The organism is Streptomyces sp. NBC_01217 (assembly GCF_035994185.1).
Classification (GTDB): domain Bacteria; phylum Actinomycetota; class Actinomycetes; order Streptomycetales; family Streptomycetaceae; genus Streptomyces.
Genome location: NZ_CP108538.1, coordinates 7,658,544 through 7,680,637, shown reverse-complemented (window position 1 = coordinate 7,680,637; position 22,094 = coordinate 7,658,544). Strand labels below are relative to the sequence as shown.

23 protein-coding genes are annotated in these 22,094 nt (G+C 71.2%); 10 read left to right on the top strand and 13 right to left on the bottom strand.

The features are described from left to right. Positions 1-55 precede the first annotated feature (55 nt). Positions 56-1,063 carry a sugar ABC transporter substrate-binding protein gene (locus OG507_RS34370; RefSeq protein ID WP_327371004.1) on the bottom strand — a complete coding sequence of 336 codons (1,008 nt, stop codon included), beginning with the start codon at positions 1,061-1,063 and terminating at the stop codon, positions 56-58. Between the two features lie 94 nt (positions 1,064-1,157). Then, positions 1,158-1,916, bottom strand: a complete 759-nt coding sequence (locus tag OG507_RS34365) for a GntR family transcriptional regulator (protein WP_327371003.1) — start codon at positions 1,914-1,916, stop codon at positions 1,158-1,160. Between the two features lie 144 nt (positions 1,917-2,060). On the opposite strand from OG507_RS34365, the gene OG507_RS34360 reads away from it, so the two are divergent. Then, a complete protein-coding gene (locus OG507_RS34360; protein ID WP_327371002.1) occupies positions 2,061-3,107 on the top strand; it encodes a Gfo/Idh/MocA family protein in 1,047 nt (348 codons plus the stop codon). Positions 3,108-3,132: 25 nt separating this feature from the next. Here the strand turns inward: OG507_RS34360 and OG507_RS34355 are convergent, their stop codons facing one another. The 5 genes from OG507_RS34355 to OG507_RS34335 form a co-directional block, all read right to left on the bottom strand. Then, positions 3,133-3,552, bottom strand: a complete 420-nt coding sequence (locus OG507_RS34355) for a PaaI family thioesterase (protein WP_327371001.1) — start codon at positions 3,550-3,552, stop codon at positions 3,133-3,135. Between the two features lie 16 nt (positions 3,553-3,568). Beyond that, positions 3,569-4,765, bottom strand: coding sequence for a cytochrome P450 family protein (locus OG507_RS34350; RefSeq protein WP_327371000.1), 1,197 nt, complete (start codon positions 4,763-4,765; stop codon positions 3,569-3,571). Positions 4,766-4,819: 54 nt separating this feature from the next. After that, positions 4,820-5,548 (bottom strand): response regulator transcription factor, encoded by a 729-nt coding sequence (locus tag OG507_RS34345; RefSeq protein ID WP_327370999.1) that lies wholly within the window; start codon positions 5,546-5,548, stop codon positions 4,820-4,822. 92 nt (positions 5,549-5,640) lie between these two features. Beyond that, positions 5,641-6,858: a sensor histidine kinase gene (locus OG507_RS34340; RefSeq protein ID WP_327370998.1), complete on the bottom strand. Its 1,218-nt coding sequence runs from the start codon at positions 6,856-6,858 to the stop codon at positions 5,641-5,643. Between the two features lie 145 nt (positions 6,859-7,003). Beyond that, positions 7,004-7,927, bottom strand: a complete 924-nt coding sequence (locus tag OG507_RS34335) for a DMT family transporter (RefSeq protein WP_327370997.1) — start codon at positions 7,925-7,927, stop codon at positions 7,004-7,006. Between the two features lie 182 nt (positions 7,928-8,109). On the opposite strand from OG507_RS34335, the gene OG507_RS34330 reads away from it, so the two are divergent. Continuing rightward, on the top strand, positions 8,110-8,940 hold the full coding sequence (locus OG507_RS34330) for an aldo/keto reductase (protein WP_327370996.1): 831 nt from the start codon (positions 8,110-8,112) through the stop codon (positions 8,938-8,940). A 79-nt stretch (positions 8,941-9,019) separates the two neighbouring features. Here the strand turns inward: OG507_RS34330 and OG507_RS34325 are convergent, their stop codons facing one another. The 3 genes from OG507_RS34325 to allB all read right to left on the bottom strand — a co-directional run bounded on the left by OG507_RS34325 (position 9,020) and on the right by allB (position 11,881). Further along, complete coding sequence (locus OG507_RS34325) at positions 9,020-9,349, bottom strand: putative quinol monooxygenase (protein ID WP_327370995.1); 330 nt, start codon at positions 9,347-9,349, stop codon at positions 9,020-9,022. Between the two features lie 70 nt (positions 9,350-9,419). Beyond that, entirely contained in the window at positions 9,420-10,535 is a 1,116-nt protein-coding gene (alc, locus tag OG507_RS34320; RefSeq protein ID WP_327370994.1) for an allantoicase, read from the bottom strand. Positions 10,536-10,537: 2 nt separating this feature from the next. Beyond that, the gene (gene allB, locus OG507_RS34315) at positions 10,538-11,881 is read right to left on the bottom strand and encodes an allantoinase AllB (RefSeq protein WP_327370993.1); all 1,344 of its coding nucleotides are present in this window, start codon (positions 11,879-11,881) and stop codon (positions 10,538-10,540) included. Between the two features lie 372 nt (positions 11,882-12,253). On the opposite strand from allB, the gene OG507_RS34310 reads away from it, so the two are divergent. After that, positions 12,254-13,054, top strand: coding sequence for an IclR family transcriptional regulator (locus tag OG507_RS34310; protein ID WP_327370992.1), 801 nt, complete (start codon positions 12,254-12,256; stop codon positions 13,052-13,054). Between the two features lie 58 nt (positions 13,055-13,112). Here the strand turns inward: OG507_RS34310 and OG507_RS34305 are convergent, their stop codons facing one another. Continuing rightward, on the bottom strand, positions 13,113-13,415 hold the full coding sequence (locus OG507_RS34305; RefSeq protein ID WP_327370991.1) for a DUF5955 family protein: 303 nt from the start codon (positions 13,413-13,415) through the stop codon (positions 13,113-13,115). 244 nt (positions 13,416-13,659) lie between these two features. On the opposite strand from OG507_RS34305, the gene OG507_RS34300 reads away from it, so the two are divergent. Genes OG507_RS34300 through aceB form a run of 3 tightly spaced genes read left to right on the top strand, consistent with a single transcriptional unit; the run spans position 13,660 to position 16,119 of the window. Next, on the top strand, positions 13,660-14,265 hold the full coding sequence (locus tag OG507_RS34300) for a nucleotidyltransferase family protein (protein ID WP_327370990.1): 606 nt from the start codon (positions 13,660-13,662) through the stop codon (positions 14,263-14,265). Next, entirely contained in the window at positions 14,258-14,461 is a 204-nt protein-coding gene (locus OG507_RS34295; protein WP_327370989.1) for a hypothetical protein, read from the top strand. Before OG507_RS34300 ends, OG507_RS34295 begins: the two co-directional genes overlap by 8 nt. Before the next feature lie 38 nt (positions 14,462-14,499). Further along, positions 14,500-16,119, top strand: coding sequence for a malate synthase A (aceB, locus tag OG507_RS34290; protein ID WP_327370988.1), 1,620 nt, complete (start codon positions 14,500-14,502; stop codon positions 16,117-16,119). 73 nt (positions 16,120-16,192) lie between these two features. Here aceB and OG507_RS34285 read toward each other — a convergent pair whose 3' ends face one another. Further along, positions 16,193-17,185, bottom strand: coding sequence for a fibronectin type III domain-containing protein (locus OG507_RS34285; protein WP_327370987.1), 993 nt, complete (start codon positions 17,183-17,185; stop codon positions 16,193-16,195). A gap of 150 nt (positions 17,186-17,335) precedes the next feature. Here OG507_RS34285 and OG507_RS34280 point away from each other — a divergent pair, with 150 nt between their 5' ends. Beyond that, positions 17,336-18,397 carry an amidohydrolase family protein gene (locus OG507_RS34280; protein WP_327370986.1) on the top strand — a complete coding sequence of 354 codons (1,062 nt, stop codon included), beginning with the start codon at positions 17,336-17,338 and terminating at the stop codon, positions 18,395-18,397. 36 nt (positions 18,398-18,433) lie between these two features. Next, the gene (locus OG507_RS34275; protein ID WP_327370985.1) at positions 18,434-19,036 is read left to right on the top strand and encodes a TIGR03086 family metal-binding protein; all 603 of its coding nucleotides are present in this window, start codon (positions 18,434-18,436) and stop codon (positions 19,034-19,036) included. Positions 19,037-19,139: 103 nt separating this feature from the next. Here the strand turns inward: OG507_RS34275 and OG507_RS34270 are convergent, their stop codons facing one another. Beyond that, positions 19,140-19,823, bottom strand: coding sequence for an alpha/beta fold hydrolase (locus OG507_RS34270; protein ID WP_327370984.1), 684 nt, complete (start codon positions 19,821-19,823; stop codon positions 19,140-19,142). Between the two features lie 238 nt (positions 19,824-20,061). Between OG507_RS34270 and OG507_RS34265 the strand changes: the two genes are divergently transcribed. Both OG507_RS34265 and OG507_RS34260 read left to right on the top strand, forming a co-directional pair. Beyond that, positions 20,062-20,886 carry a chitosanase gene (locus OG507_RS34265; RefSeq protein WP_327370983.1) on the top strand — a complete coding sequence of 275 codons (825 nt, stop codon included), beginning with the start codon at positions 20,062-20,064 and terminating at the stop codon, positions 20,884-20,886. 310 nt (positions 20,887-21,196) lie between these two features. Then, positions 21,197-22,075: a chitosanase gene (locus tag OG507_RS34260; RefSeq protein ID WP_327370982.1), complete on the top strand. Its 879-nt coding sequence runs from the start codon at positions 21,197-21,199 to the stop codon at positions 22,073-22,075. Positions 22,076-22,094 lie beyond the last annotated feature (19 nt).

Genomic DNA, 22,094 nt, shown 5'->3' with positions numbered 1-22,094 from the left:
GCAGGGGCGGGGCACGTGTGCCGGCACCGGGTGTGCGCAGCGGTGCGCGGGGCGGTCATCGGGTGCCGCGCGCGGTGTATTCCTCCAGCTGTGGTACGTCGTCGGCGGTGACGATCGCCGGGCCTGTGAGCACCGGCTTTCCGCCGCCGATGACGTTTCCGTTGGTCTTGTTCAGCCACAGTTCGTCGATGGCGAGATAGCCCTGGAGGTAGGGCTGCTGGTCGACGGCGAAGCCGACCTCCTTCGCCTTCAGCCGCCTGACGACCTCGGCGTTCAGATCGAAGGTGTCGACCTCCGCCGTGCTGCCCGAGCCCTCCTTGGCCTTCACGGACGCGGCGGCGAAGGGCGCGCCGAGGGTGACGACGGCGTCGATGCCCCGGTCCGCCTGGAGCTTCGCCTCGATCGAGGAGGTGGAGGCGGGCATGTTGGTGCCCTCGACGTTGAGGTTCTCGACGGTGCCCCTGAAGGTCTTGCGCACCCCGGCGCAGCGCTCCTCCAGCGACACGTTGCCCTGCTCGTGGATGACGCAGACGGCCTTCTTGCGGCCCCGCTCGTTGAGCTCCTCGCCGACGGCCTCGCCCGCGACCTTCTCGTCCTGCCCGATGTGTCCGAGCGCACCGGCCTCCTTGGAGAACTGCGCGCCCGAGTTGATGGTCACGACGGGTATGCCGGCCTTCACGGCCTTGGCGACGACGTCCTTGACCGCTTCCGGCTTGGCGAGGGTGACGACGATGCCGTCGACCTTCTGGTCGATGGCGGCCTGGACGAGCTGGGCCTGTTCCTTGCCCTCCTTGTTCGCCGAGTACAGGAACTCGACGTTGTCCTTGGCCGCCGCCTGTTTCGCGCCGCTCTGCACGATGTCCCAGAAGGTGTCGCCCTCCCCCGAGTGCGTGACCATCGCGATCTTCAGGCGGGGTGTGGAGGCCGCCTTGCCTCCGCCGCTCGCCCCCTGGGGCTTCTCCTCGGAGCTCTTGCCCCCGGAGCCGCTGCATCCGGTGACGGTGAGGCCGATGCCGATGGCGGCCGCGGTGATCAGGGTTGCTGTCCTGCGACTGGTACGCATTGGTGGATCCGCCCTCTCTCCCCGCCGCCCGAATGCGGCTGGGGGAGTTCTAGCGGTGGGCGTACGAGACGTCAACGGGGCCGTGCGGCCGTCGTCACCGTACGAGCAGCTGGAAATCGAAGGAGTAGCGCGAGGCCCGGTAGATGTGGGAGCCGAATTCGACCGCCCGCCCGGTGTCGTCGAAGGTGGTGCGCTCCATGGTCAGCAGGGCTGCTCCCTCGGCCTCGGCGAGTGCGGCCGCCTCGTCGGCGGTGGCGAGCCGGGCGCCGACGGTCTGGCGGGCGCTGTGCAGGGTGATGCCCACGCCGCGCATCACCCGGTAGAGGCCGGTGGTCTCCAGCCGCTCGGTGGTCAGGTCGACGATCCCGAGCGGCAGGTGGTTGCGCAGGAGTGCCAGCGGCTCGTCGTGCGCGTAGCGCAGCCGCTCGACGAGGTGTACGTCGGTGCCCTCCGCGACTCCGAGGGCGTCGGCGACCAGGACATCGGCGGGCTCGACGGTGTTGCGCAGGACGCGGGTCGTGGGGTGCCCGCCCGCGGCCTCCAGGTCGTCGTACAGGCTGCTCAGTTCGAGCGGGCGCCTGACCCTGCTGTGCACGACCTGGGTGCCGACGCCGCGGCGACGGACCATCAGCCCCTTGTCGACCAGTGACTGGATGGCCTGGCGGACGGTGGGCCGGGAGAGGCCGAGCCGGGCCGCGAGCTCGATCTCGTTGCCGAGGAGGCTGCCGGGGGCGAGCCTGCCCTGTTCGACGGCCGCCTCCAGCTGCTGGGCCAGCTGGTAGTAGAGAGGAACCGGGCTGGAGCGGTCCACACCGAGTTCGAGTGCGGCGGGGTCGGTGGTGGGTTTGGGCACGCGTGGAGGGTAACCCTCACATCAAGACCTCCGGTAGTCAGGTCGTTCTGTTGTCCGGACAGCCGGACAGCATGACCGGCGAACGGACTCGGTTTGTCAGGACATATAGTTGACAGCGCAGTCGGCGGGCGGCACGTTGGGTCCATGCGTATCGGACTCATCGGCACCGGCCGGATCGGTTCCTTCCACGCGGGCGTGCTGGCCCGCCATCCCGCGGTGGACTCCCTGGTGGTCACGGACACCGACCGGGCGCGGGCGGCCGGGGTCGCGGAGCGTCTCGGCGCGACGGCCGCGGACAGCGCCGGTGAGCTGTTCGGCGCGGGGGTGGACGCGGTGGTGATCGCCTCGGCCACATCGGCCCACGCGGAACTGATCGGCCGGGCCGCGCGTGCGGGGCTGCCCGCGTTCTGCGAGAAACCGATCGCCCTGGACCTGCCGGGAACGCTGAGCGCGCTGTGCGAGGTCGACCGGGCGGGGAGCGTGCTCCAGCTGGGCTTCATGCGCAGGTTCGACGCGGGATACACGGCGGCGCGTACCGCCGTGCGGGCCGGGGCCCTGGGCAGGCTGCACACCGTACGGGCGATGACCATGGACCCCGCGCCGCCGCCCGCCGCGTATCTGCCGCTCTCCGGCGGGCTGTACCGGGACTGTCTGGTCCATGACTTCGACATGCTGCGGTGGGTGACGGGCCGTGAAGTGACGGAGGTGTACGCCACCGGGTCGGATGCCGGGCCCGCGATGTTCCGGGCCGCGGGCGACGTCGACACGGCGGCGGCCCTGCTGACGCTGGACGACGGCACCCTCGCCACGGCGACGGCCACCCGCTGCAACGGCGCCGGTTACGACGTACGGATGGAACTGGCGGGCGAGCTCGACCAGATCACGGTCGGCCTGGACGACCGTACGCCGCTCACCTCAGCGGAACCGCGGGGCCCCGCCGCACCGCTCAGCCCCTGGCCGGGCTTCCTGGACCGGTTCGCCCCGGCGTACGAGGCGGAACTGGACGCGTTCGTACGGGTGGTGCGGGGCGAGCTGGCCAATCCGTGCGACGGGCGCGAGGCGTGGTACGCGCTGCTGATCGCGGAGGCGTGCGAGGTGTCCCGCCGGGAGCGGCGCCCCGTGGAGATCGCGGAGATCGCGGAGATCGCCGACGGGGCGGCCGCCCGGTCCGGCGCCCGCGCCGCGGGGTGAACCGAACCGGAGCCGGGCCGGGAGTTCAGGACGGCGTGGCGGACAGTACGGTCCCCTGGGCGACCGCGCAGAGCGTCTTCGCCCCGTCCTCCGCCACGGCGAACAGCTCGCAGCGGACCACGGCCTGGCGGCGGCCGGAGTGCACGACTTCGGCGTGGGCGACGAGCGTGCGCCCGGTGGCGGGCCGTATGTACTGGATGGAGAAGCCCCCGGTCAGTACGGCCGGTCCGAGGGTGGTCCCGGCGGCGAAGGTGATCGAGTTGTCGGCCGCGTAGGCCAGGACTCCGCCGTGCAGAAAGCCGTTCTGCTGCTGGAGTTCTTGGCGGATGTCCACTTCGAGGGTGGCGGCGCCGTCCCCGAAGGCGGTGATCCGCGCCCCGACGAGCCCGCTGAACGGCTGGCTGCCGAGGACCTTCCGCGCCGTCTGCACATCAAGTCCGGTCATGACAGAGCTTCTTACCTCACCAGCGGACGGGCAGCGCGCGCACCCCTCGGATCAGCATTCCCGGGAGCCAGTCCGGCTCCCCGGCGTCCGCGTCCGGTGCGAGACCGGGGCACCGCTCCAGCAGCGTACGGATCGCGATCCGGCCCTCCATCCGGGCCAGCGGCGCGCCCAGGCAGAAGTGCACGCCGTGCCCGAAGGCCAGGTGCCCCTGGGTCTCGCGGCGGATGTCGAAGCGGTCCGGTTCCGGGTAGCGGCCGGGGTCCCGGTCGGCGCCCGCCAGGGAGACCAGCACCGGATCGCCCGCCGGAATGACCCTCCGGCCGATCTCGACCGGTTCGCGGGCGAAGCGGAACGTGGCGGTCTCCACCGGCCCGTCGTAGCGCAGCATCTCCTCGACAGCCCCGTCGATCAGACCGAAGTCCGCGCGGAGCGCGGCCAGTTGGTCCGGGTGGCGGAGCAGGGCCCGTACCCCGTTGGAGATCAGGTTGACCGTGGTCTCGTGGCCCGCGACGAGCAGCAGGAACGCCATGCCAACGAGTTCGTCGGGCGAGAGCCCGTCGCCCTCCTCGTCACGCGCCCTCACCAGTGCGCTCAGCAGGTCGTCACCGGGCGAGCAGCGCTTGTCCTCGATGAGTTCGGTGAGGTAGGCGCCCATGGCGACCACTGCCTCGCCGTCCTGCAGCGGCGTGGCCGGGGTGACGATGTCGTTCGTCAGCCGGCGAAAGGTCCTGCGGTCCAGGTCCGGCACGCCGATCAGTTCGCAGATGACGGTCATGGGCAGCGGGAAGGCGAGCGCGTCCACGAGATCGGCGCGCCCGGCGGGCACCATCGCGTCGAGGAGTTCATCGGTGATCTGCTGGACGCGTGGGCGCAGGGACTCGACCCGGCGTGCGGTGAACTCCCGGGTGATGAGCTTGCGCAGCCGGGTGTGGTGCGGTGCGTCCAGCTCCAGCATGTTGGCGAAGATCGGCTGGTTCTCGACGGGCCGGTCCATCAGCCCCCGCCACTCCTTGCCGAGGCGCTGGTCGGCGAGGGCGGCGCGGGCCTCGCCGTACCCCACCACGAGCCAGATCCGGTCGAACTCGTCGGTACGGACGGTGTGCACGGGACCTGCCGCGCGCAGTTTCTCGTAGTACGGATAGGGATTCGCGGTGAAGTCCTCGACCCCGCGCAGATCGACGTCGACATCGGCACGGCCACTGGCATCGGACATGGGATCGCCCTCCCGGTCTGATCGGCTCGATCGCATGCGATCAACCGCTTCAGCCTATGTCGCCGGGTCGCTGCCGTCGTCGTCGAGCAGGCCCGCGTCGTGCACCAGCAGCGCGATCTGGACACGGTTGTTGAAGTCGAATCTGGCCAGGATCCGGGACACCTGTGTCTTCACGGTCGCGACGCTCAGGTAGAGCGAGGCGGCGATCTCGGCGTTGGAGCGTCCGCGTCCGACGGCGATCGCGACCTCGCGTTCCCGTTCGCCGAGCGCGGCGATCCGCTGGCGCGCCCGCTCGGCGCGGTCCACCCGGTCGCCCCGGCCGTTCCCGGTCCCGGCGACGCGGGCCATGAGCCGGCGGGTCACCGCGGGCGACAGCACCGGGTCACCGGCCGCCACCCGCCGCACCGAGTCGACGATCTCGGCCGGAGGGGTGTCCTTCAGGACGAAGCCGGCGGCTCCGGCGCGGATGGCCCGCAGCACCTGCTCGTCGGCGTGGAACGTCGTCAGGACGATGACCTCCGGAGCTTCGGGACGGGCCCGCAGTTCCTCCGCCGCCGTCAGCCCGTCCACGGTCGGCATCCGGATGTCCATCAGCACCACATCGGGGCGGAGCCGGTCGACGAGATCCGCGACCTCGGAGCCGTCGGCCCCCTCCCCCACGACGTCGATGTCGTCGGCGCCGCCGAGCATGAGGGCGAGCCCGGCCCGTACGAGCGGGTCGTCGTCGACGATGAGCAGCCGGACGGGCTGCGCCACTGGGTCCATGGGGGTCGGGGTGGTCATGACGACCACCGTAACCAGGCTGGTATGCCCTTGTCGGGCCCGTGTACCGAACTCGGCGGGGATTGTCGTGGCCGCCCGGAACCGTCCGGCGGTCAGGCCGGCCATGGCAGCCGGGCGCGGATGAGGAAGCCGCCGTCCGGCTCCGGCCCGTGGTCGAGGTGACCTCCGGCGAGCGTGGCGCGTTCCGTGAGGCCGATGAGCCCCTGGCCGGAGCCGGGGACCTGTTCGAACGGTTCGGTGGGCGCCGGATTGCGCACCTCGATGGTGAGCCCGTCGCCGGGGCCGCCGGTGACCGTGACGGTGACCTCGGCGCCGGGGGCGTGTTTACGGGCGTTGGTCAGGCCCTCCTGGGCGATGCGGTAGACCGTGCGGCCGGTGGCGGCGGGAGCCTCGGCGGGGTCGGCGACGCGGTTGTCGAGGGTGACCTTCATGCCGGCCTGACGGGATTCGGCGATCAGTGCGTCCAGCGTCGCGAGGGTGGGTTGCGGTCGGTTGCCGTCGCTCTCGTCGGGGCTGCGCAGGACGCCGACGATCTCGCGGAGGTCCTGGAGCGCCTCGTGTGCGCTGTCCCGGATGACCCCGGCGGCCCGTGCCACCTCGGCCGGGGGTGCGTCGGGGCGGAATTCGAGGGCTCCGGCGTGGACGCTGAGCAGGGTGAGCCGGTGGGCGAGGACGTCGTGCATCTCGCGGGCCATGGCCTCGCGGGCCAGCCGCTGCGCCTGCTCGGCGCGGAGCCCGGCCTCGGTCTCGGCCCGGCGGGCCCGCTCGCGCAGTGTGACGACGAGCTGGCGCCTGGACCGTACGACCATGCCGCAGCTGAGCACCAGCAGGGACAGCAGCGCACCGATGACCGTCGACGTGATGAACGAGGTGCCCGGGTCAGGGCGCAGATACGGCTGTACGGGAGCGACGGCGAGGGCGAGCGCCCCGACGGCCGCGACGGGCCGGAACGGACGGTGCACGGCGAGGCTGAACAGGGCCACGAGCGTGGCTCCGGCGGCGACCGGTTCGACGGTGGAGAGCAGGACCAGGGCCACCGCGAGGCCGACCGGCCACCGCCGCCGCACCCACAGGGCGCAGCAGGCGGCGGCCCCGATCAAGGAGTCGATGAAGACGACGCCGTCGGCGGTGGTGTGGTCGGCGTCGATCGCCGACGCCGAAAGCAGTCCGATTCCGGCCGCGACGAGGAAGGCGGTGATGTCGACGGCCCAGTCCCGCACGGTACGTCGCCTGCGGCCGCCCTGGTCGCCGGGCAGCTCGGGGTCTGCCATCGCCGAGGGCAGCAGCCAGCGGTACTCCGTACGCGTCATACGACGAAACTACCCAGGTCAGGCGCAGGCCCCGGCCATTCGGGCGCGGGGAGCGACCAAAGTCGCGCGACGCGGGACTTTCGGCCCACCGGACGGTGGTGCGGCGGCCGAGCGGCTCAAGCGGTCGCCGGAGCCATCGCCCGGCTCAAGGAGCGGCTCGGGTCACCGACCGGCGGCCCCAGGCGGTGCCCACGAGCACCAGGACCCCGCCCACCATGCCGAGGACAGCGAGCCGTTCACCGCCGATCGCGATGCCCACGGCCGCGGCCCACAGCGGTTCCGTACCGAGCAGCAGGCTGACCCGGGACGGCGAGGTGCGGCGTACCGACCACATCTGCACGAAGAAGGCGAAGAGCGTGCAGAAGACGGAGAGGAAGAGCAGCCCGCCCCATTCCCGGACGCCGAACCCGGCGGCCACCGTCCATGGCGGCTCGCCGGTTCCGGGCACGGCGGCGAGCACGGCGAAGACGGCGACCGCGCTGCCGAGCTGGACCGTGGTCAGCGACAGCGAGTCCGCGCCCTGCACCGACTTGATGCGGGCCATCAGCAGCACATGGACGGTACGGGCGAGTGCGGCCACCAGCATCAGCAGATCGCCCGCCGAAGGGCTGGTGAATCCGCCGCCCTGGGTCAGCAGCGCCACCCCGGCCACCGAGAGCCCGGCGGCGGCGAGAAAGGCCCTGGGCGGCCGGACGCGGGTGACGGCGGCCTCGGCGAGCGGGGTGAAGATCATCGTGAGGCTGATGATGAGCCCGGCGTTGGTCGCGGAGGTGTGCACGACGCCGTACGTCTCCACCAGGAAGATCGCGCTGAGGACCAGGCCCAGCAGACCGGCCCCCCGCCACTGCGCCGTGCTGAGCGCCCGCAGCCTGCGCCGCCCTGCCACGGCCAGCACGGGCAGCACGACGACGAAACGCAGTACGAGGACGGCGACGACGGTCTGCGCGGTGGTGATGCCCTTCGCCGCGAGATAGCTGGAACCCCAGACGACCGCCACGAGCAGCACCGGCAGATCGGTGAGCCAGGCACGGCGCGGCGGGGCGAGGGCGGGTACGGCGATCGAGGACACCTGGCTGGTTCTCCTGGTTCTCCACGGCGGAAAGGATGTGGGAAACGCTGTGGAGACCTCGACGGCTCACACGCGGAACGATCACCGTACCGGCACCGCCATGACCGGCAGCACCGGTACCCGCCCGGCGCCCCGGTCCGTCCTACCCTGGCCCCGAAGGTTTCCGAACGAAAAGGGAGATCATGACCGAGACCCCTGCTCACCCGCTGAACGACGGCCGCACCATTCCGGCCGTCGGGCTCGGCACCTGGCCGTTGGACGACGACGCAGCGGAGAAGGCCGTCGCCGGGGCGCTGGGCCTCGGCTACCGGCTCGTCGACACCGCGCTGAACTACGGCAACGAGACCGGCACCGGCCGCGGGATCGCCCGCAGCGGCGTGCCGAGACAGGACGTCTTCGTCACCACCAAGGTCCTGGGCCGGCATCACGGTTACGAGCCGACGCTGGCCTCGTTCGAGGAGTCCCGGCGCAATCTCGGGCTGGAGTACGTGGATCTGTATCTCATCCACTGGCCGTTGCCCCGGCTCGATCTGTACGTCGACACGTGGAAGGCGCTGATCCGGCTCCGCGAGGACGGTCTGGTGCGCTCGATCGGTGTCTCCAACTTCACCGCGGCCCAGATCGGCCGGCTGGAGCAGGAGACGGGGGTGCTGCCCGCCGTCAACCAGATCGAGATGCACCCGCGCCTCCCGCAGGACGAACTGCGGTCCGTGCACACCGCCAAGGGCATCGTCACGGAGAGCTGGAGCCCGCTCGGCCGCGGCCACGCCCTGCTGGCCGATCCCGAGCTGGTCGCCATCGCCGATGCGCACGGTGTGACGCCCGCTCAGGCGGTGCTCCGCTGGCACACGCAGCTCGGTGCCGTACCGATCCCGAAGTCGGCCGATCAGGGACGGCAGCGCGAGAACCTGGACCTGTTCGGGTTCGAGCTGACGGCGGACGAGCTGGCGCGCATCTCGGCGGGGCCGCAGGAGCGGTTCGGCGGGGACCCCGAGGTCCACGAGGAGTTCTGAGCGGCTGTCACATCGCGGCGTCCGCCGTGGGTACGTGGGTGTGTTCGCCTCGCCCGGCGCGGACACACCCGCGTACGGCTCACTGCGAGCGCGGGGTGAGCTCCGTCATCCGTGACCAACCCTCGCCCGGCACCTCGACGTTGATGATCTCCGGCGCCTCGGCGACGAGATCCGCCATGCGGTCCATCGCCGCCGCGAAGTGCTCCGACTTCACATGGGCCTCTCCGGCCTCGGGCGAGGCGAAGGCTTCCAGCAGGACGTACTGGTCGGGGTTCTCGACGCTGTACGACCACTCGAAGAAGAGATTCCCGGGCTCCATCCGGGTGGCGAGGGTGAAGTCCTCCACGGCCGGGAGCCAGTTGTCGCGTTCGGCGCTGTGGACGGTGAATTTGACGGCGATGAAGATCATGCCTCCAGGATCCCATATGCCATGGACGCGGACTCATCGGGCACACCGTGACCGGTGTGCCACCGAGGGCTCAGCCGGCCGACTCGCGGTGACGCGCGACCAGCCGTGCGGCTCCCTCCCGCGTCGGTGAGCCGAACAGCCGCAGTCGTGAGATGCCGCCGTCCGGGAAGATGTCGATCCGGACGTGCGTGGCCCGTACCGCCTCCGGCAGGACGAAGCGGTGGTTCGTGTCGGGCTGCAACCGTGTCCTGGGCAGCACCTCGGTCCAGTCGCCGCCCTCCCCGTCGCGGGCACAAAGGCTCGCCCAGCCCGCCGAGTTGCCCTTCAGATACGCGGTGTCGATCTCGACTGCGCGGATCTCCGCCTGCTCGACGAGGCGGTAGCGGATCCAGTCGTTGCCCCTGTCCCGTCGGCGGCGGGTCTCCCAGCCGTCGTCCATCTTGCGGGACCTGCCGGGCCGGATGGTGTTGGTGGCCGGGGAGTAGAAGCGGTCGGAGGCGTCCTCGACCGTGCCGCCGTTCTCCAGGGCGACCAGGTCGAAGGTGCCGAGGGCGGCCAGCCAGGCGGGGTCGGGGACGATCTCGCCGTACACCCGCAGGCGGGCGATCCCGCCGTCGGGATGCTGGTTCACCCGCAGATGGGTGACGCGCTGCTCGGCCGCGACGACGAAGCCATTGGCCGCGTGCCCGCCAACGGCCGTACGCGGCAGAAGCGTTGTCCACTTCACGCCGGGCGCGAGGAGTTCCTCGGGCGACGGGGAGCCGGGGACGCAGGCCGCTTCGACGGAGACCGCCTGCGGGTAGTTGCCTCGGAAGTGGGCGGTGTCGACGACGATGCCGCGTACGACTCCGGGCGCGCCGAGCCGTACCAGCGCCCAGTCGTGGTCCTCGTCCGTGGGGTGCGGCCGGCCGGCGCCCGTGCCGCGACGGCGGCGGGTCTCCCAGCCGTCCATGATCTTGCCCTTGTGACCGAAGCGCTCGGGGTCGAACTCGGCGGGCTCCGGCTTCAGCAGGTTCTCGCGCTCGGCGAAGAACTCGTCGTTGGCGGCGATCACGCCCGCGCCGAGGCGGCGGTCGGCGAGGTCGACGAGATCGGTGAAGGGGAGGTCGGCGGTGCGGTAGTCGGCATAGGGGTCGCCGCCGCCGTACGGATTCGCGTCGCCGGTGAAACGGGCTGTCGCCGTCATGGTCAGTGGTTCCTTTCGAGGAGGCGTCCGGTGGGTTCGGCGACGGCGTTGTCCGCCGCGATCCGTACGCCGCGCAGCCAGGTCGATCGCACGACGCCGTGCAGGGTCTTCCCGGCGTAGGCGGTGACCCGGTTGCGGTGGAGGAGTTCGGCGGGGTCGACGGTGAAGGTCTCGTCGGGGGCGAGGACGGCGAAGTCGGCGTCGCGACCGGCCTCGATGGCCCCCTTGCGGCTCAGTCCGGCCAGTGCCGCGGGGGCGACCGACATCCAGCGGGCGACGTCGTCGAGGGAGTGGCCGCGCCTGCGGGCCTCGGTCCAGATGGCGGGAAGACCCAGCTGGAGGGAGGAGATGCCGCCCCAGGCGGAGGCGAAGTCCGGTGTCTTGAGGTCGGTGGTGCACGGCGAGTGGTCGGAGACGATGCAGTCGATCGTCCCGTCGGCCAGTCCGTCCCACAGCGCGTCCTGGTTGGCGGCCTCCCGGATCGGCGGGCAGCACTTGAACTCCGTGGCGCCGTCGGGGACTTCCTCGGCGGTGAGGGTGAGGAAGTGCGGACAGGACTCGACGGTGATCCGTACGCCCTCGCGCCTGGCGGCGGCGATCATCGCCAGCGCGTCTGCGGAGGAGAGGTGCAGCACATGGACCCGGGCGTTCAGCCGCCTGGCGTGCGCGATGAGTCCCTCGATCGCGGCATTCTCGGCGTCCCGGGGCCGGGAGGCGAGGAAGTCGGCGTACGCGGGCCCGCCGCGCTGCGGGGCGGCGGCCAGACGGCGCGGGTCCTCGGCGTGCACGATCAGCAGTCCGCCGAAACCGGCGATCTCGGCCATGGACCGGGCCAGCTGCTCCTGGTCGAGCTCCGGGAACTCGTCGACGCCGGAGGGCGAGAGAAAGCACTTGAAGCCGAACACCCCGGCCTCGTACAGCGGCCGCAGGTCTTTGACGTTGGACGGGATCGCCCCGCCCCAGAACCCGGTGTCGATGTGCGCCTTGGGGGCGGCCACCTGCTGCTTGGTGCGCAGATGGGCGACGGTGGTGGTCGGCGGGAGGGAGTTGAGCGGCATGTCGAGCAGGGTGGTGATGCCGCCCGCCGCCGCAGCGCGGGTGGCGGTGAAGAAGCCCTCCCACTCGGTGCGGCCGGGGTCGTTCACATGGACATGGGTGTCGACGAGGCCGGGCAGCAGGACGTCGTCACCGAAGTCCTCCGACCGGGCACCGGCCGGCAGCCCGGTGTCGTACGGCAGGACGGCGTCGATTCTCCCGTCGGCGACGGCGACCGCTGCGGGGCGCGTCCCGTCCGGGGTGACGACACGCGTCGAGCGCAGTACCAGATTCACGTCCGCACCGGACACCCGTGCTCCTCACTTCGGACCTTTGGCCACTGGTTGACGGCTGACAGATTCAACGAACTGTTGAAGGAGTCTTCACTCGGGATCCGGAGCCGTCAAGGCCCCACTTTCCCCGCCGGGCGGCCGGCGGACCACCCGCACCCGAAACCAAAGATTTCCACAGGGTAAAAGAACGATTTCGCAGAGCGGAACGTAAGATGGGACCAATGCGGCACCGCAGAACTGCCCCACCGACCGCAGACACCGGGACAAGCATGCCCTGACCGGCCAGGACGCCGCGCCCGGAGCAGTGGGCCGATCGGGAACCGCCCGGTAGGCTGCTGGGTGCCTCGCCGGGCGGGGCACCCGCTCTTCCGCCTCGAAAGGACCGTTGACGTGCCGCCGTCCCACGCCAGCACTTCCGACTCCAAGCCCGCCGCTTCCAGCGGTGGTGTGCAGTCCCTTGAGCGCGCCTTCGATCTGCTGGAACGGATGGCGGACGCGGGGGGCGAGGTCGGGCTGAGCGAGCTCTCCGCGAGCAGCGGTCTCCCGCTGCCCACCATTCACCGTCTGATGCGCACACTGGTGGTCTGCGGGTATGTGCGCCAGCAGCCGAACCGGCGCTATGCGCTCGGCCCGCGCCTGATCCGGCTTGGCGAGTCCGCCTCCCGGCTGCTCGGCACCTGGGCCCGCCCGTATCTCGCGCGCCTGGTCGAGGAGACCGGCGAGACCGCGAACATGGCGCTGCTCGACGGCGACGAGATCGTGTACGTGGCGCAGGTGCCGTCCAAGCATTCGATGCGCATGTTCACCGAGGTGGGCCGCCGGGTGCTCCCCCACTCCACGGGCGTCGGCAAGGCGCTGCTGGCGCACACGCCCCCGGAGGAGGTGCGGGCACTGCTCGCCCGTACCGGAATGCCGGCCGCCACCGAGAAGACGATCACCACGCCCGACGGCTTTCTCGACGCACTGGAGCAGGTCCGCAGGCTCGGCTATGCGGTGGACGACAACGAGCAGGAGGTCGGGGTGCGCTGCCTGGCGGTCTCCGTCCCCAACTCCCCCAACTCGGCCGCGATTTCGATCTCGGGTCCGGCGGGCCGGGTGACGGAGGCGGCGACGGAGCGGATCGTGCCGATCCTGCAGCAGGCCGCGAAGGAGCTGTCCGACGCACTGGCCGGCAGCGGCACCACCGGCTGAGCGCGTCGAACGGCGCCGCCGGGGCCCGTTCGCCGGGGCCCGGCTCAGCTGCCGTACGTCAGCGGCGTGGCGGCTCGCCGAAGAGGTCCACGGCCACCCGTACGTCCCTGAGCGCGGAGGCCAGTGCGCTGACCGAGCCGATCGCCCCCGCGATCAGCAGCAGCGAACGGCGCAGCCGCGGAATCTCGGGGACGCCGCTCATCGCCATCGCGTCGAGCGCGGCCAGCTCGTCCTCGGCGATGCCCCGGTCCGGAAACTCCCGGGGATGCCCCGCCAGCTCACGACGGAGTCGGGAGACGGCCGTACGCAGCTCCGTCACCCTCGGATCCTCACCACTGCTGGTCACCAGCGTCTGCCCCACGCTTCGCAACAAAGCACTCCCCCTCGCACATCCTTGTGCCAGTGTTTCGACCGGGCCCCGGACCGCGGTCAAGTGTCCCGGGACGCGGGCAAGTTAACGCCATGACAGGTGTCGAGCGCCACTCCGGGGACAGAATTCAGGGCCTCCCGCAAGGGTGACGTACAGGTGTCCCGACGGAAGGCGCCGCCGCCGACCGCCTTCGCCCACTTGCGCAAAGTGGGTGTGTCCGGGGTATCCAGTGCGCATGACTCGAACCACACGAATCCCGGTGGTCGCCGGACTCCTGCTCGCCGCGGGCGGTGGGCGACGACTGGGCGGGCGGCCCAAGGCACTGCTGGAACACCGCGGCCGGCCGCTGGTGGAGCACGCGGTACGCGTGCTGCGGGAGGGCGGCTGCGACGGCATCCACGTGGTCCTGGGCGCCGCGGCGCAGGAGGTACGCGCCCGCGCCGACCTCTCCGGCTGCACGGTGACCGTCAACCCCGAGTGGACCGAGGGCATGGGCTCGTCACTGCGGGCGGGACTCGGGGCACTCGCCGGTACCGGGGCCGACGCGGCGCTCGTCCTCCTGGTCGACCAGCCGGGCATCGGCGCGGACGCGGTGGCGCGGGTGCGATCGGCGTATCGCTCCCGGACGAGTCTCGCGGCCGCCTCGTACGACGGGGAACGCGGCCATCCGGTGCTGTTCGGGGCCGACCGGTGGGCGGACATCACGGCGGAAGCGGTGGGTGACCAGGGCGCTCGGGTGTATCTGCGGGCGCACCACGATGCGATCACGCTCGTCGAGTGTTCCGATGTGGCTCAGGCGTACGACATCGACACGGTGGAGGACCTGAAGCACCTTGAATGAACGCACCGGCACTGCGCGCCAGTGCCGCACGACTTCTGTCGACCCGGAGAATCTCGACATCAACAAACCATTGAACTTCCACTATGAGGAAACTACTATCCACTGGTCAGAAGCCCTCTGCATGCCGGACGGCGCCCACCGCCGTATCCCGGAGCCCTGGCACGCCGTGCCGTTTCAGGCGACCCGGCGGCCGTGAGACGCCGCCCGCACCGCCCGCTGAAGGAGTGACAGCTCATGTCCGCACCAGCGCCGTCCCCGCTGGCCATCGTCGATGCCGAGCCCCTGCCCCGGCAGGACGAGGTCCTCAACCACGCGGCACTCGCGTTCGTGGCCGAGCTGCACCGGCGGTTCACGCCCCGCCGTGACGAGCTGCTCGCCCGCCGGGGTGAGCGCCGCGCGGAGATCGCCCGTACCTCCACGCTGGACTTCCTGCCCGAGACGGCGGCCATCCGCGCGGACGACTCCTGGCAGGTCGCGCCGGCCCCGGCCGCGCTGAACGACCGCCGGGTGGAGATCACCGGTCCGACCGACCGCAAGATGACCATCAACGCCCTGAACTCGGGCGCCAGGGTCTGGCTCGCCGACTTCGAGGACGCCTCCGCCCCCACGTGGGAGAACGTGATCCTCGGCCAGCTGAATCTGATCGACGCGTACAGCCGCACCATCGACTTCACGGACCCCGGCTCCGGCAAGTCGTACGCCCTCAGGCCCGCCGACGAGCTCGCGACGGTCGTCACCCGCCCGCGCGGCTGGCACCTGAACGAGCGTCACCTCCAGCTCGACGGCACCCCGGTGCCGGGCGCCCTGGTCGACTTCGGCCTCTACTTCTTCCACAACGCCCAGCGCCTCATCGACCTCGGCAAGGGCCCGTACTTCTATCTCCCGAAGACGGAGTCGCACCTGGAGGCCCGCCTCTGGAACGACATCTTCGTCTTCGCCCAGGACTACGTCGGCATCCCGCAGGGCACCGTCCGCGCGACCGTCCTCATCGAGACGATCACCGCCGCGTACGAGATGGAGGAGATCCTCTACGAACTCCGCGACCACGCCTCCGGACTGAACGCGGGCCGCTGGGACTACCTCTTCTCCATCGTCAAGAACTTCCGTGACGGCGGAGCCAAGTTCGTCCTCCCGGACCGCAACGCGGTGACGATGACCGCCCCGTTCATGCGCGCGTACACCGAACTCCTCGTCCGCACCTGCCACAAGCGCGGCGCGCACGCGATCGGCGGCATGGCGGCCTTCATCCCGTCCCGCCGCGACGCCGAGGTCAACAAGGTCGCGTTCGAGAAGGTCAAGGCCGACAAGGACCGCGAGGCCCACGACGGCTTCGACGGCTCCTGGGTCGCCCACCCCGACCTGGTCCCGATCGCCATGGCCTCCTTCGACGCGGTGCTCGGCGAGAAGCCGAACCAGAAGGAGCGCCTGCGCGAGGACGTCTCCGTGGCAGCGGGCGACCTGATCGCCATCGACACCCTGGATGCCAAGCCCACGTACGACGGCCTGCGCAACGCCGTCGCGGTCGGCATCCGCTACATCGAGGCGTGGCTGCGCGGCATGGGAGCCGTCGCCATCTTCAACCTGATGGAGGACGCGGCCACCGCGGAGATCTCGCGCTCGCAGATCTGGCAGTGGATCAACGCCGACGTGGTCTTCGAGAACGGCGCACACGCCACGGCGGACCTGGCCCGCAAGGTCGCGGCCGAGGAACTCGCCGCGATCCGGGCGGAGGTCGGCGAGGATGCCTTCGCCTCCGGCAAGTGGCAGCAGGCCCACGACCTGCTGCTCCAGGTGTCGCTGGACCAGGACTACGCGGACTTCCTGACGCTTCCGGCGTACGAGCAACTGGCCTGAGCCACGCGGCTACGATCAGCTGAGCTTCGGCCGCAGCCGCTGCCGTGTCCCGCACGCCGATTCCGGGGGTCCGTCAGCCGCCGAGCACGACCGTGCGCTGGGCGGAGAAGTCTCCCCACTTCCCGTCCGGCAGTTTGGCGCGGATCTTCATCGAGTAGCGGGTACCGCGTGGGTCGCTGACGGTAAGCCGGTAGTGCGCCCGGCCTGCGGGCGGGGTGGAGCCCCACACGATCGTGGTGGTCAGCCGGCCGTCCATGAAGAGCTGGTACGCCGGAATCCCGCCGCCCGTCTCGGGCTGCTTCCAGTCCAGGTCGATGGCGTACTCCTTGCCCTGGACCCGGTTGCTGATCCGCAGGTCGGTGGGGGCGGTACTGGCCGGTGCGCCCGGGGCGGACACGGTGGTGAGATCCAGGGCGTTGCTGTCCGGCGAGGAGGTGTCGGCGGCGTCGCGCGCGCGGACGGTGAAGGTGTAGACGGTGCCGGGGCGCAGTCCGGTCAGATGCGCCGTGGTCTGCGTGCCGGGCACGCTGTGGATCCGGGAGTCCTCCTGGTAGATGTCGTAGGAGGTGACGCCGACGTCGTCCGTCGAGCCGCCCCAGGAGAGGTCCGCCGCCCGGCTGCCGTCCGCCGCGCCGCGCAGTTTCACCGGGCGGGTCGGCGGTTCATGGTCGGCGGGGGTCGGGGCGGGCGTGGTGACGGCGGCGGCGGCGCTCGGCGCGGAGAGGTTCCCGGCGGCGTCACGGGCCCGGACGGTGAAGGCGTACGCGGTCGAGGCGGTCAGCCCGTCGACGTCGATCATCACCTTGGCCGCCGGGACGGACTTGACCCTCTCGCCCTCGCGGTAGACCTCGTAACCGGCGACCGCCTTGTTGTCGGAGGCCTGCTCCCACATGACGTGTACAGAGGTGGCGCTGCTGGCCTGCGCCGTCACATGGCCCGGCGTCGTGGGTTTCCGGGTGTCCGCCTCGGGGGTGGAGTCACAGGCGGTGAGCGCGGCGAGAAGCAGGGCGGCGGAACAGGCCAACGCGGCGGTTGCGTGGGGGCGTTGCACGGGCGTGCCTTCCATCCGGCAGCAATGGTCCAGACCTGTATCGCATGGTGTCGGGGTCACCGGCAAGAGGGTGGAGCGGAACGTTCCGCAATGTGCCGGTGTGCGCCGCCGCTCGTGTGCCGGCCCTCCGTCGGCGGGGTGTCGGATGTGACGTACGGTCGGCTGATGCTGTGCATACGCGGGATTGTTCTGCCGGACCGCGAGGAGCGCGAGTTCTGGATCGACGGCGAGGTGCTCCGCACCGGCGGGCCCCCGGGCGAGCTTGCGGGCCGGGACGCGGAGATGATCGTCGACGGCGGCTGGCTGCTGCCCGGACTCGTCGACGTACACACGCATCCCGGGGCACTGGAGCCCGGCTCGCCCTTCGACGAGGAGCTGCTGCGCAGGCAGTTGGGCGAGCACCGAGATGCCGGAGTGCTCGCAGTGCGTACCCCTGGCACCTCGCAACGAATGCCCGCGTGGGTGGACAAGGACCCCGAACTGCCGCGTGTGACATCGGCGGGGCGGTGGCTGGCCACGCCCGGCCGGTTCTTCCCCGGCTTCGGACGGGATGTGAGCGAGGCCGAGTTGGTGCGGGCGGCCGTGGAGGAGGCGGCCGCTTCGTCCGGGTGGTGCAAGGTCATCGGTGACTGGGCCGCCGACGAACCCGCCCTGCCGCTGCCGTTGTTGACCTCGGTGGTGGAGGCGGTGCACGCGGCCGGTGGCAGGGTGGCGGTGCACTGCCAGACCGCCGAGGGCACGCGCAATGCCGTACTGGCGGGCGCCGACAGCCTGGAGCACGGCATGCATCTGGACCCGGCGCTTCTGGACCGGATGGCCGCCCAGGGCACGGCGTTCGTCCCGACGCTGAGCGTCTTCGGCGCGAAGGCGGACGCGATGCGGGCGCGGGAGCAGGGCGTGCGCCGCGATCTGTGGCTGGCCGGCTGGGACACCATGCTCAGCAATGTGCGCGCGGCCCACGAGGCGGATGTGACGGTGCTGGCGGGGACGGACTCCTTCCCGTGCGGGACGGTCGCGGGCGAGATGAGCTGGCTGGTACGGGCCGGGCTGTCGGCCGAGGCGGCGCTGGGCGCGGCATCCTGGACCGCGAGGGCCTGGCTCGGTCTGCCGGGTCTCGTGGAAGGCGCACCCGCCGACGTCGTCGCGTACGCCACCGACCCGGCCCTGGACCCTGCCGCGCTGGATCACCCGAGCCGGATCGTGCTCCGGGGGCGCGTCGTGCGATGAGCGATGAGTTCCGGGCGTCGGAGCGGTCTGCCCTGTATGGATACGCACACGGAGACGACACCCACGGTCGATCTGGCGCCCGCGGCCCGGCAGATCGCCGACCTGCTCGGCGGTATCGACGAACGGCAGCTGGCCGGCCCGACGCCCTGTCCCCACTACACGGTACGAGAGCTGCTCGCCCATGTGGCCGGGCTGAGCGCGGCCTTCCGCGACGCGGCACGCAAGGATCTCGGACGGACGACCGACACCTCCCCGGACACCGCGCTTCCGGTCCTCGGTGACGACTGGCGCGCAGCGCTGCCGCCGCTGCTGGACGAGCTGGTGACGGCCTGGCGCGACCCCGCTGCCCGGCAGGGGATGACGAGGGTCGGCGGTGTGGACCTGCCGGGCGAGGCGGCCGCGGTCGTCGCACTGGACGAGCTGGTCATCCACGGCTGGGACCTGGCCCGCTCGACCGGCCAGAAATTCGAGGCGGACGAGGCGAGCCTGCGCGTCTCGCTGGCCATGCTGACGCCCGGCGACGCCGGCCCCCGGCCCGATATCTTCGGCCCGCCGGTTCCGGTCCCGGCCGACGCGTCCCTGCTCGACCGGACCGTCGCCATGAGCGGCCGCCGCCCGGACTGGCAGCCGGGCGACTGACCGCGACGAGGCGGCGGGCGGGGCAGGACGGAGCAGTCGCGTGTCCGGCCCGGGACGGCCGGTGGTCGGCCGGGCCCGGCCCCCCGCCCCTCAGCCGCCGCGCTCAGCTGGTGAAGAACTCCGTGATCTGCTGCGCAACCTGGTCGGCGTGGATCTCATGCACCCGGTGGCCGCCCCCGATCGTGATCAGCCGGCAGTCCGGGATCAGCGAGGCCATGTCCTGCAGACGCCCCTGGGGCATGGTGGACTCCGGGCCACCGGCGATCATCAGCGTCGGCGCGACGATCTCGCCGAGGCCGGACGCCCACTCGGGGTCGGGGTCGGCCATCTCGGCCCGGATGGGGGCCACGACGGCCCAGTCGTAGTCCACCGGCCCCTCCGGTTCGGCGACCGGCTTCAGCTGGCTCGGGAACGGCGGAGGGGTCTCCACCAGCACCAGCCGCTCCACCCGGTCCGCGTGCTCCTGGGCGAGCAGATGGGCGACGACACCACCCATCGAGTGGCCGGCCAGTCCCACCCGGTCGAGCTCGCACTCGTCGAGGAAGCCGAGGACGTCGTCCCGCATCAGCTCGACGGAGTACTCGTCCGGCCAGTCGCTCTCGCCGTGACCCCGCAGGTCGATGGCGTACACCCGCCACTCCTCGCCGAGCAGCCTCCCGGCCGCCTCCCAGCTCGCGGCGGAGCCGCCGAGGCCGTGCAGCAGGACCACGGGCGAGCCGAAGGGGTCGCCCCAGGTCCGATACGCCAGCCGTACATCGCCGACATCCACAACAGACTGATCTTCCATACCCATGACGCTACAGCCGAATGAACGAAGTCCTTTCCCCGATGCACGGCAGGGGTCGCCGCGGAAGTCGCCCGATCGTGGAGCAGGGCCTCATGGCAGGATCAACGGGTGGTGAAAACACCTGGCGCCGAGATCCTGCGGGCCCCGAAGATCGTGGACGGCGTGGTCGCGGCGACGCGCACGCTCGCACAGCCGCTGCGCCGCGGTCCGATCGCCGCGCACGATTAGGAGCACCACGATGCCCCGGCCCCGGCGCCTGCTCGCCGCCGTCACTGCCGCCGTCACGACCGTGGCCCTGCTCTCCGGATGCTCGACGAGCGAGTCCGCCAAGGGTGGGTCCGGGGCCGGGCTCGACGATCCGGCGAAGAAGGAGATCGCCATGCAACTGGTCTCCAGCGCGGAGAACTCCACGCTGGACTGGAAGGCCCAGTACGACTACATCGAGGACATCGACGACGGCCGCGGCTACACCGCGGGCATCATCGGCTTCTGCTCCGGCACCGGCGACATGCTGAAGGTCGTCGAGCGGTACGCGGCGGCGCGTCCCGGCAATCCGCTGGAACGGTTCCTCCCCGCCCTGCGCGCCGTGCGGGGCAGCGATGCGCACGACGGGCTCGGCCGGCCGTTCACCGAGGCGTGGGCCGAGGCGGCCGCCGACCCCGCCTTCCGGTCGGCGCAGGACACCGAGCTCGACCGGTCGTACTTCGCCCCGGCGGTCGCCCGGGCCGAGGCGGACGGCCTCGGCGCCCTGGGGCAGTTCATCTACTACGACGCCTACGTCATGCACGGTTACGGCGACGCGGCCGGCACGGTCGGCTTCCGTACGATCCGCCGATGGGCGGTCGCCGCGGCCGCTCCCCCGGCGCACGGCGGGAACGAGGCGGCCTATCTGAACGCCTTTCTCGACGCCCGCGTCGCCGCGATGCGGAAGGAGCCCGCCCACTCCGACACCAGCCGTGTCGAGACGGCCCAGCGGGTGTTCGTGAAGCAGGGCAGGTTCGGTCTTGAGACACCGCTGCGGTGGCGGGTGTACGGCGACAGCTACCGGATCGACGCCCCCTAAACCCATGATCGACGGGCGCGGGAAGTGTCCGCTCCGCCGACTGCGTACGCCGATGCACACACCCGGATGACCTGCGCTTTCACTGCTGCGTGAGAGGTGATCCGGACCCGTGAGCCGACGGTCGGCCGCTCCGTCGGGGCTGACGAGCGGCCCGGCCCCGCACCGCGCCCTTTGCGCGGTGCGGGGCCTTGCTGCATTCCGGGGACATCCCCAACTCCCGTGCGTCGAAGGGGTGTACGACACTCGCTCCACTCTGATAGGAAAGCTTCCTAACAGAGCGAAGGAACGACGAACTCCCTTTGGAGGACTGGTGCACGCTCCCCACAAGCGCACTGCACGTCGCAACACCCGTTCCGCACGCATCGCGGTCATCGCGGTCGGACTGACCCTCACGGCCATCCCGGTCACCGCCTACGCCGGTGCCCCCACTCACCCCGCGGTACATCAGCAGACGGCGATCGCCCAGCAGACCGCCGCCGCGACCGGGCTCGACGATCCGGCGAAGAAGGAGATCGCCATGCAACTGGTCTCCAGCGCGGAGAACTCCACGCTGGACTGGAAGGCCCAGTACAAGTACATCGAGGACATCGACGACGGCCGCGGCTACACCGCGGGCATCATCGGCTTCTGCTCCGGCACCGGCGACATGCTCGACCTCGTCGAGCTGTACACCCAGCGCAAGCCGGGCAACGTCCTCGCGAAGTACCTCCCCGCGCTGCGGGAGGTGGACGGCACCGACTCGCACGACGGTCTCGACCCGAACTTCACCAGGGACTGGGCGACCGCCGCGTCCGACTCGGTGTTCAAGCAGGCACAGAACGACGAGCGGGACCGGGTGTACTTCAACCCGGCGGTGAGCCGGGGCAAGGCCGACGGCATCGGCACGCTGGGTCAGTTCGCGTACTACGACGCCATCGTCATGCACGGCGGCGGCGACGACAGCACCAGCTTCGGCGCCATCCGCGAGCGGGCCCTCGCGACGGCGAGGACGCCGGCGCAGGGCGGCGACGAAGTCACGTATCTCAACGCCTTCCTCGACGCCCGGGTGTGGGCGATGCGCCAGGAGGAGGCCCACTCCGACACCAGCCGGGTGGACACCGCCCAGCGGGTCTTCCTGCAGAACCGCAATCTCAACCTGGATCCGCCGCTCGACTGGAAGGTGTACGGCGACAGCTTCCACATCGGCTGAGCCCTGCCGTGACACACCG

Bases quoted from the DNA above. Each gene is read 5' to 3' on its own strand.
- OG507_RS34370 (WP_327371004.1), bottom strand. From the start codon at position 1,063: ATGCGTACCAGTCGCAGGACAGCAACCCTGATCACCGCGGCCGCCATC.
- OG507_RS34360 (WP_327371002.1), top strand. From the start codon at position 2,061: ATGCGTATCGGACTCATCGGCACCGGCCGGATCGGTTCCTTCCACGCG.
- OG507_RS34355 (WP_327371001.1), bottom strand. From the start codon at position 3,552: ATGACCGGACTTGATGTGCAGACGGCGCGGAAGGTCCTCGGCAGCCAG.
- OG507_RS34350 (WP_327371000.1), bottom strand. From the start codon at position 4,765: ATGTCCGATGCCAGTGGCCGTGCCGATGTCGACGTCGATCTGCGCGGG.
- OG507_RS34345 (WP_327370999.1), bottom strand. From the start codon at position 5,548: ATGACCACCCCGACCCCCATGGACCCAGTGGCGCAGCCCGTCCGGCTG.
- OG507_RS34340 (WP_327370998.1), bottom strand. From the start codon at position 6,858: ATGACGCGTACGGAGTACCGCTGGCTGCTGCCCTCGGCGATGGCAGAC.
- OG507_RS34330 (WP_327370996.1), top strand. From the start codon at position 8,110: ATGACCGAGACCCCTGCTCACCCGCTGAACGACGGCCGCACCATTCCG.
- OG507_RS34325 (WP_327370995.1), bottom strand. From the start codon at position 9,349: ATGATCTTCATCGCCGTCAAATTCACCGTCCACAGCGCCGAACGCGAC.
- alc (WP_327370994.1), bottom strand. From the start codon at position 10,535: ATGACGGCGACAGCCCGTTTCACCGGCGACGCGAATCCGTACGGCGGC.
- OG507_RS34300 (WP_327370990.1), top strand. From the start codon at position 13,660: ATGACTCGAACCACACGAATCCCGGTGGTCGCCGGACTCCTGCTCGCC.
- aceB (WP_327370988.1), top strand. From the start codon at position 14,500: ATGTCCGCACCAGCGCCGTCCCCGCTGGCCATCGTCGATGCCGAGCCC.
- OG507_RS34285 (WP_327370987.1), bottom strand. From the start codon at position 17,185: ATGGAAGGCACGCCCGTGCAACGCCCCCACGCAACCGCCGCGTTGGCC.
- OG507_RS34280 (WP_327370986.1), top strand. From the start codon at position 17,336: ATGCTGTGCATACGCGGGATTGTTCTGCCGGACCGCGAGGAGCGCGAG.
- OG507_RS34275 (WP_327370985.1), top strand. From the start codon at position 18,434: ATGGATACGCACACGGAGACGACACCCACGGTCGATCTGGCGCCCGCG.
- OG507_RS34270 (WP_327370984.1), bottom strand. From the start codon at position 19,823: ATGGAAGATCAGTCTGTTGTGGATGTCGGCGATGTACGGCTGGCGTAT.
- OG507_RS34265 (WP_327370983.1), top strand. From the start codon at position 20,062: ATGCCCCGGCCCCGGCGCCTGCTCGCCGCCGTCACTGCCGCCGTCACG.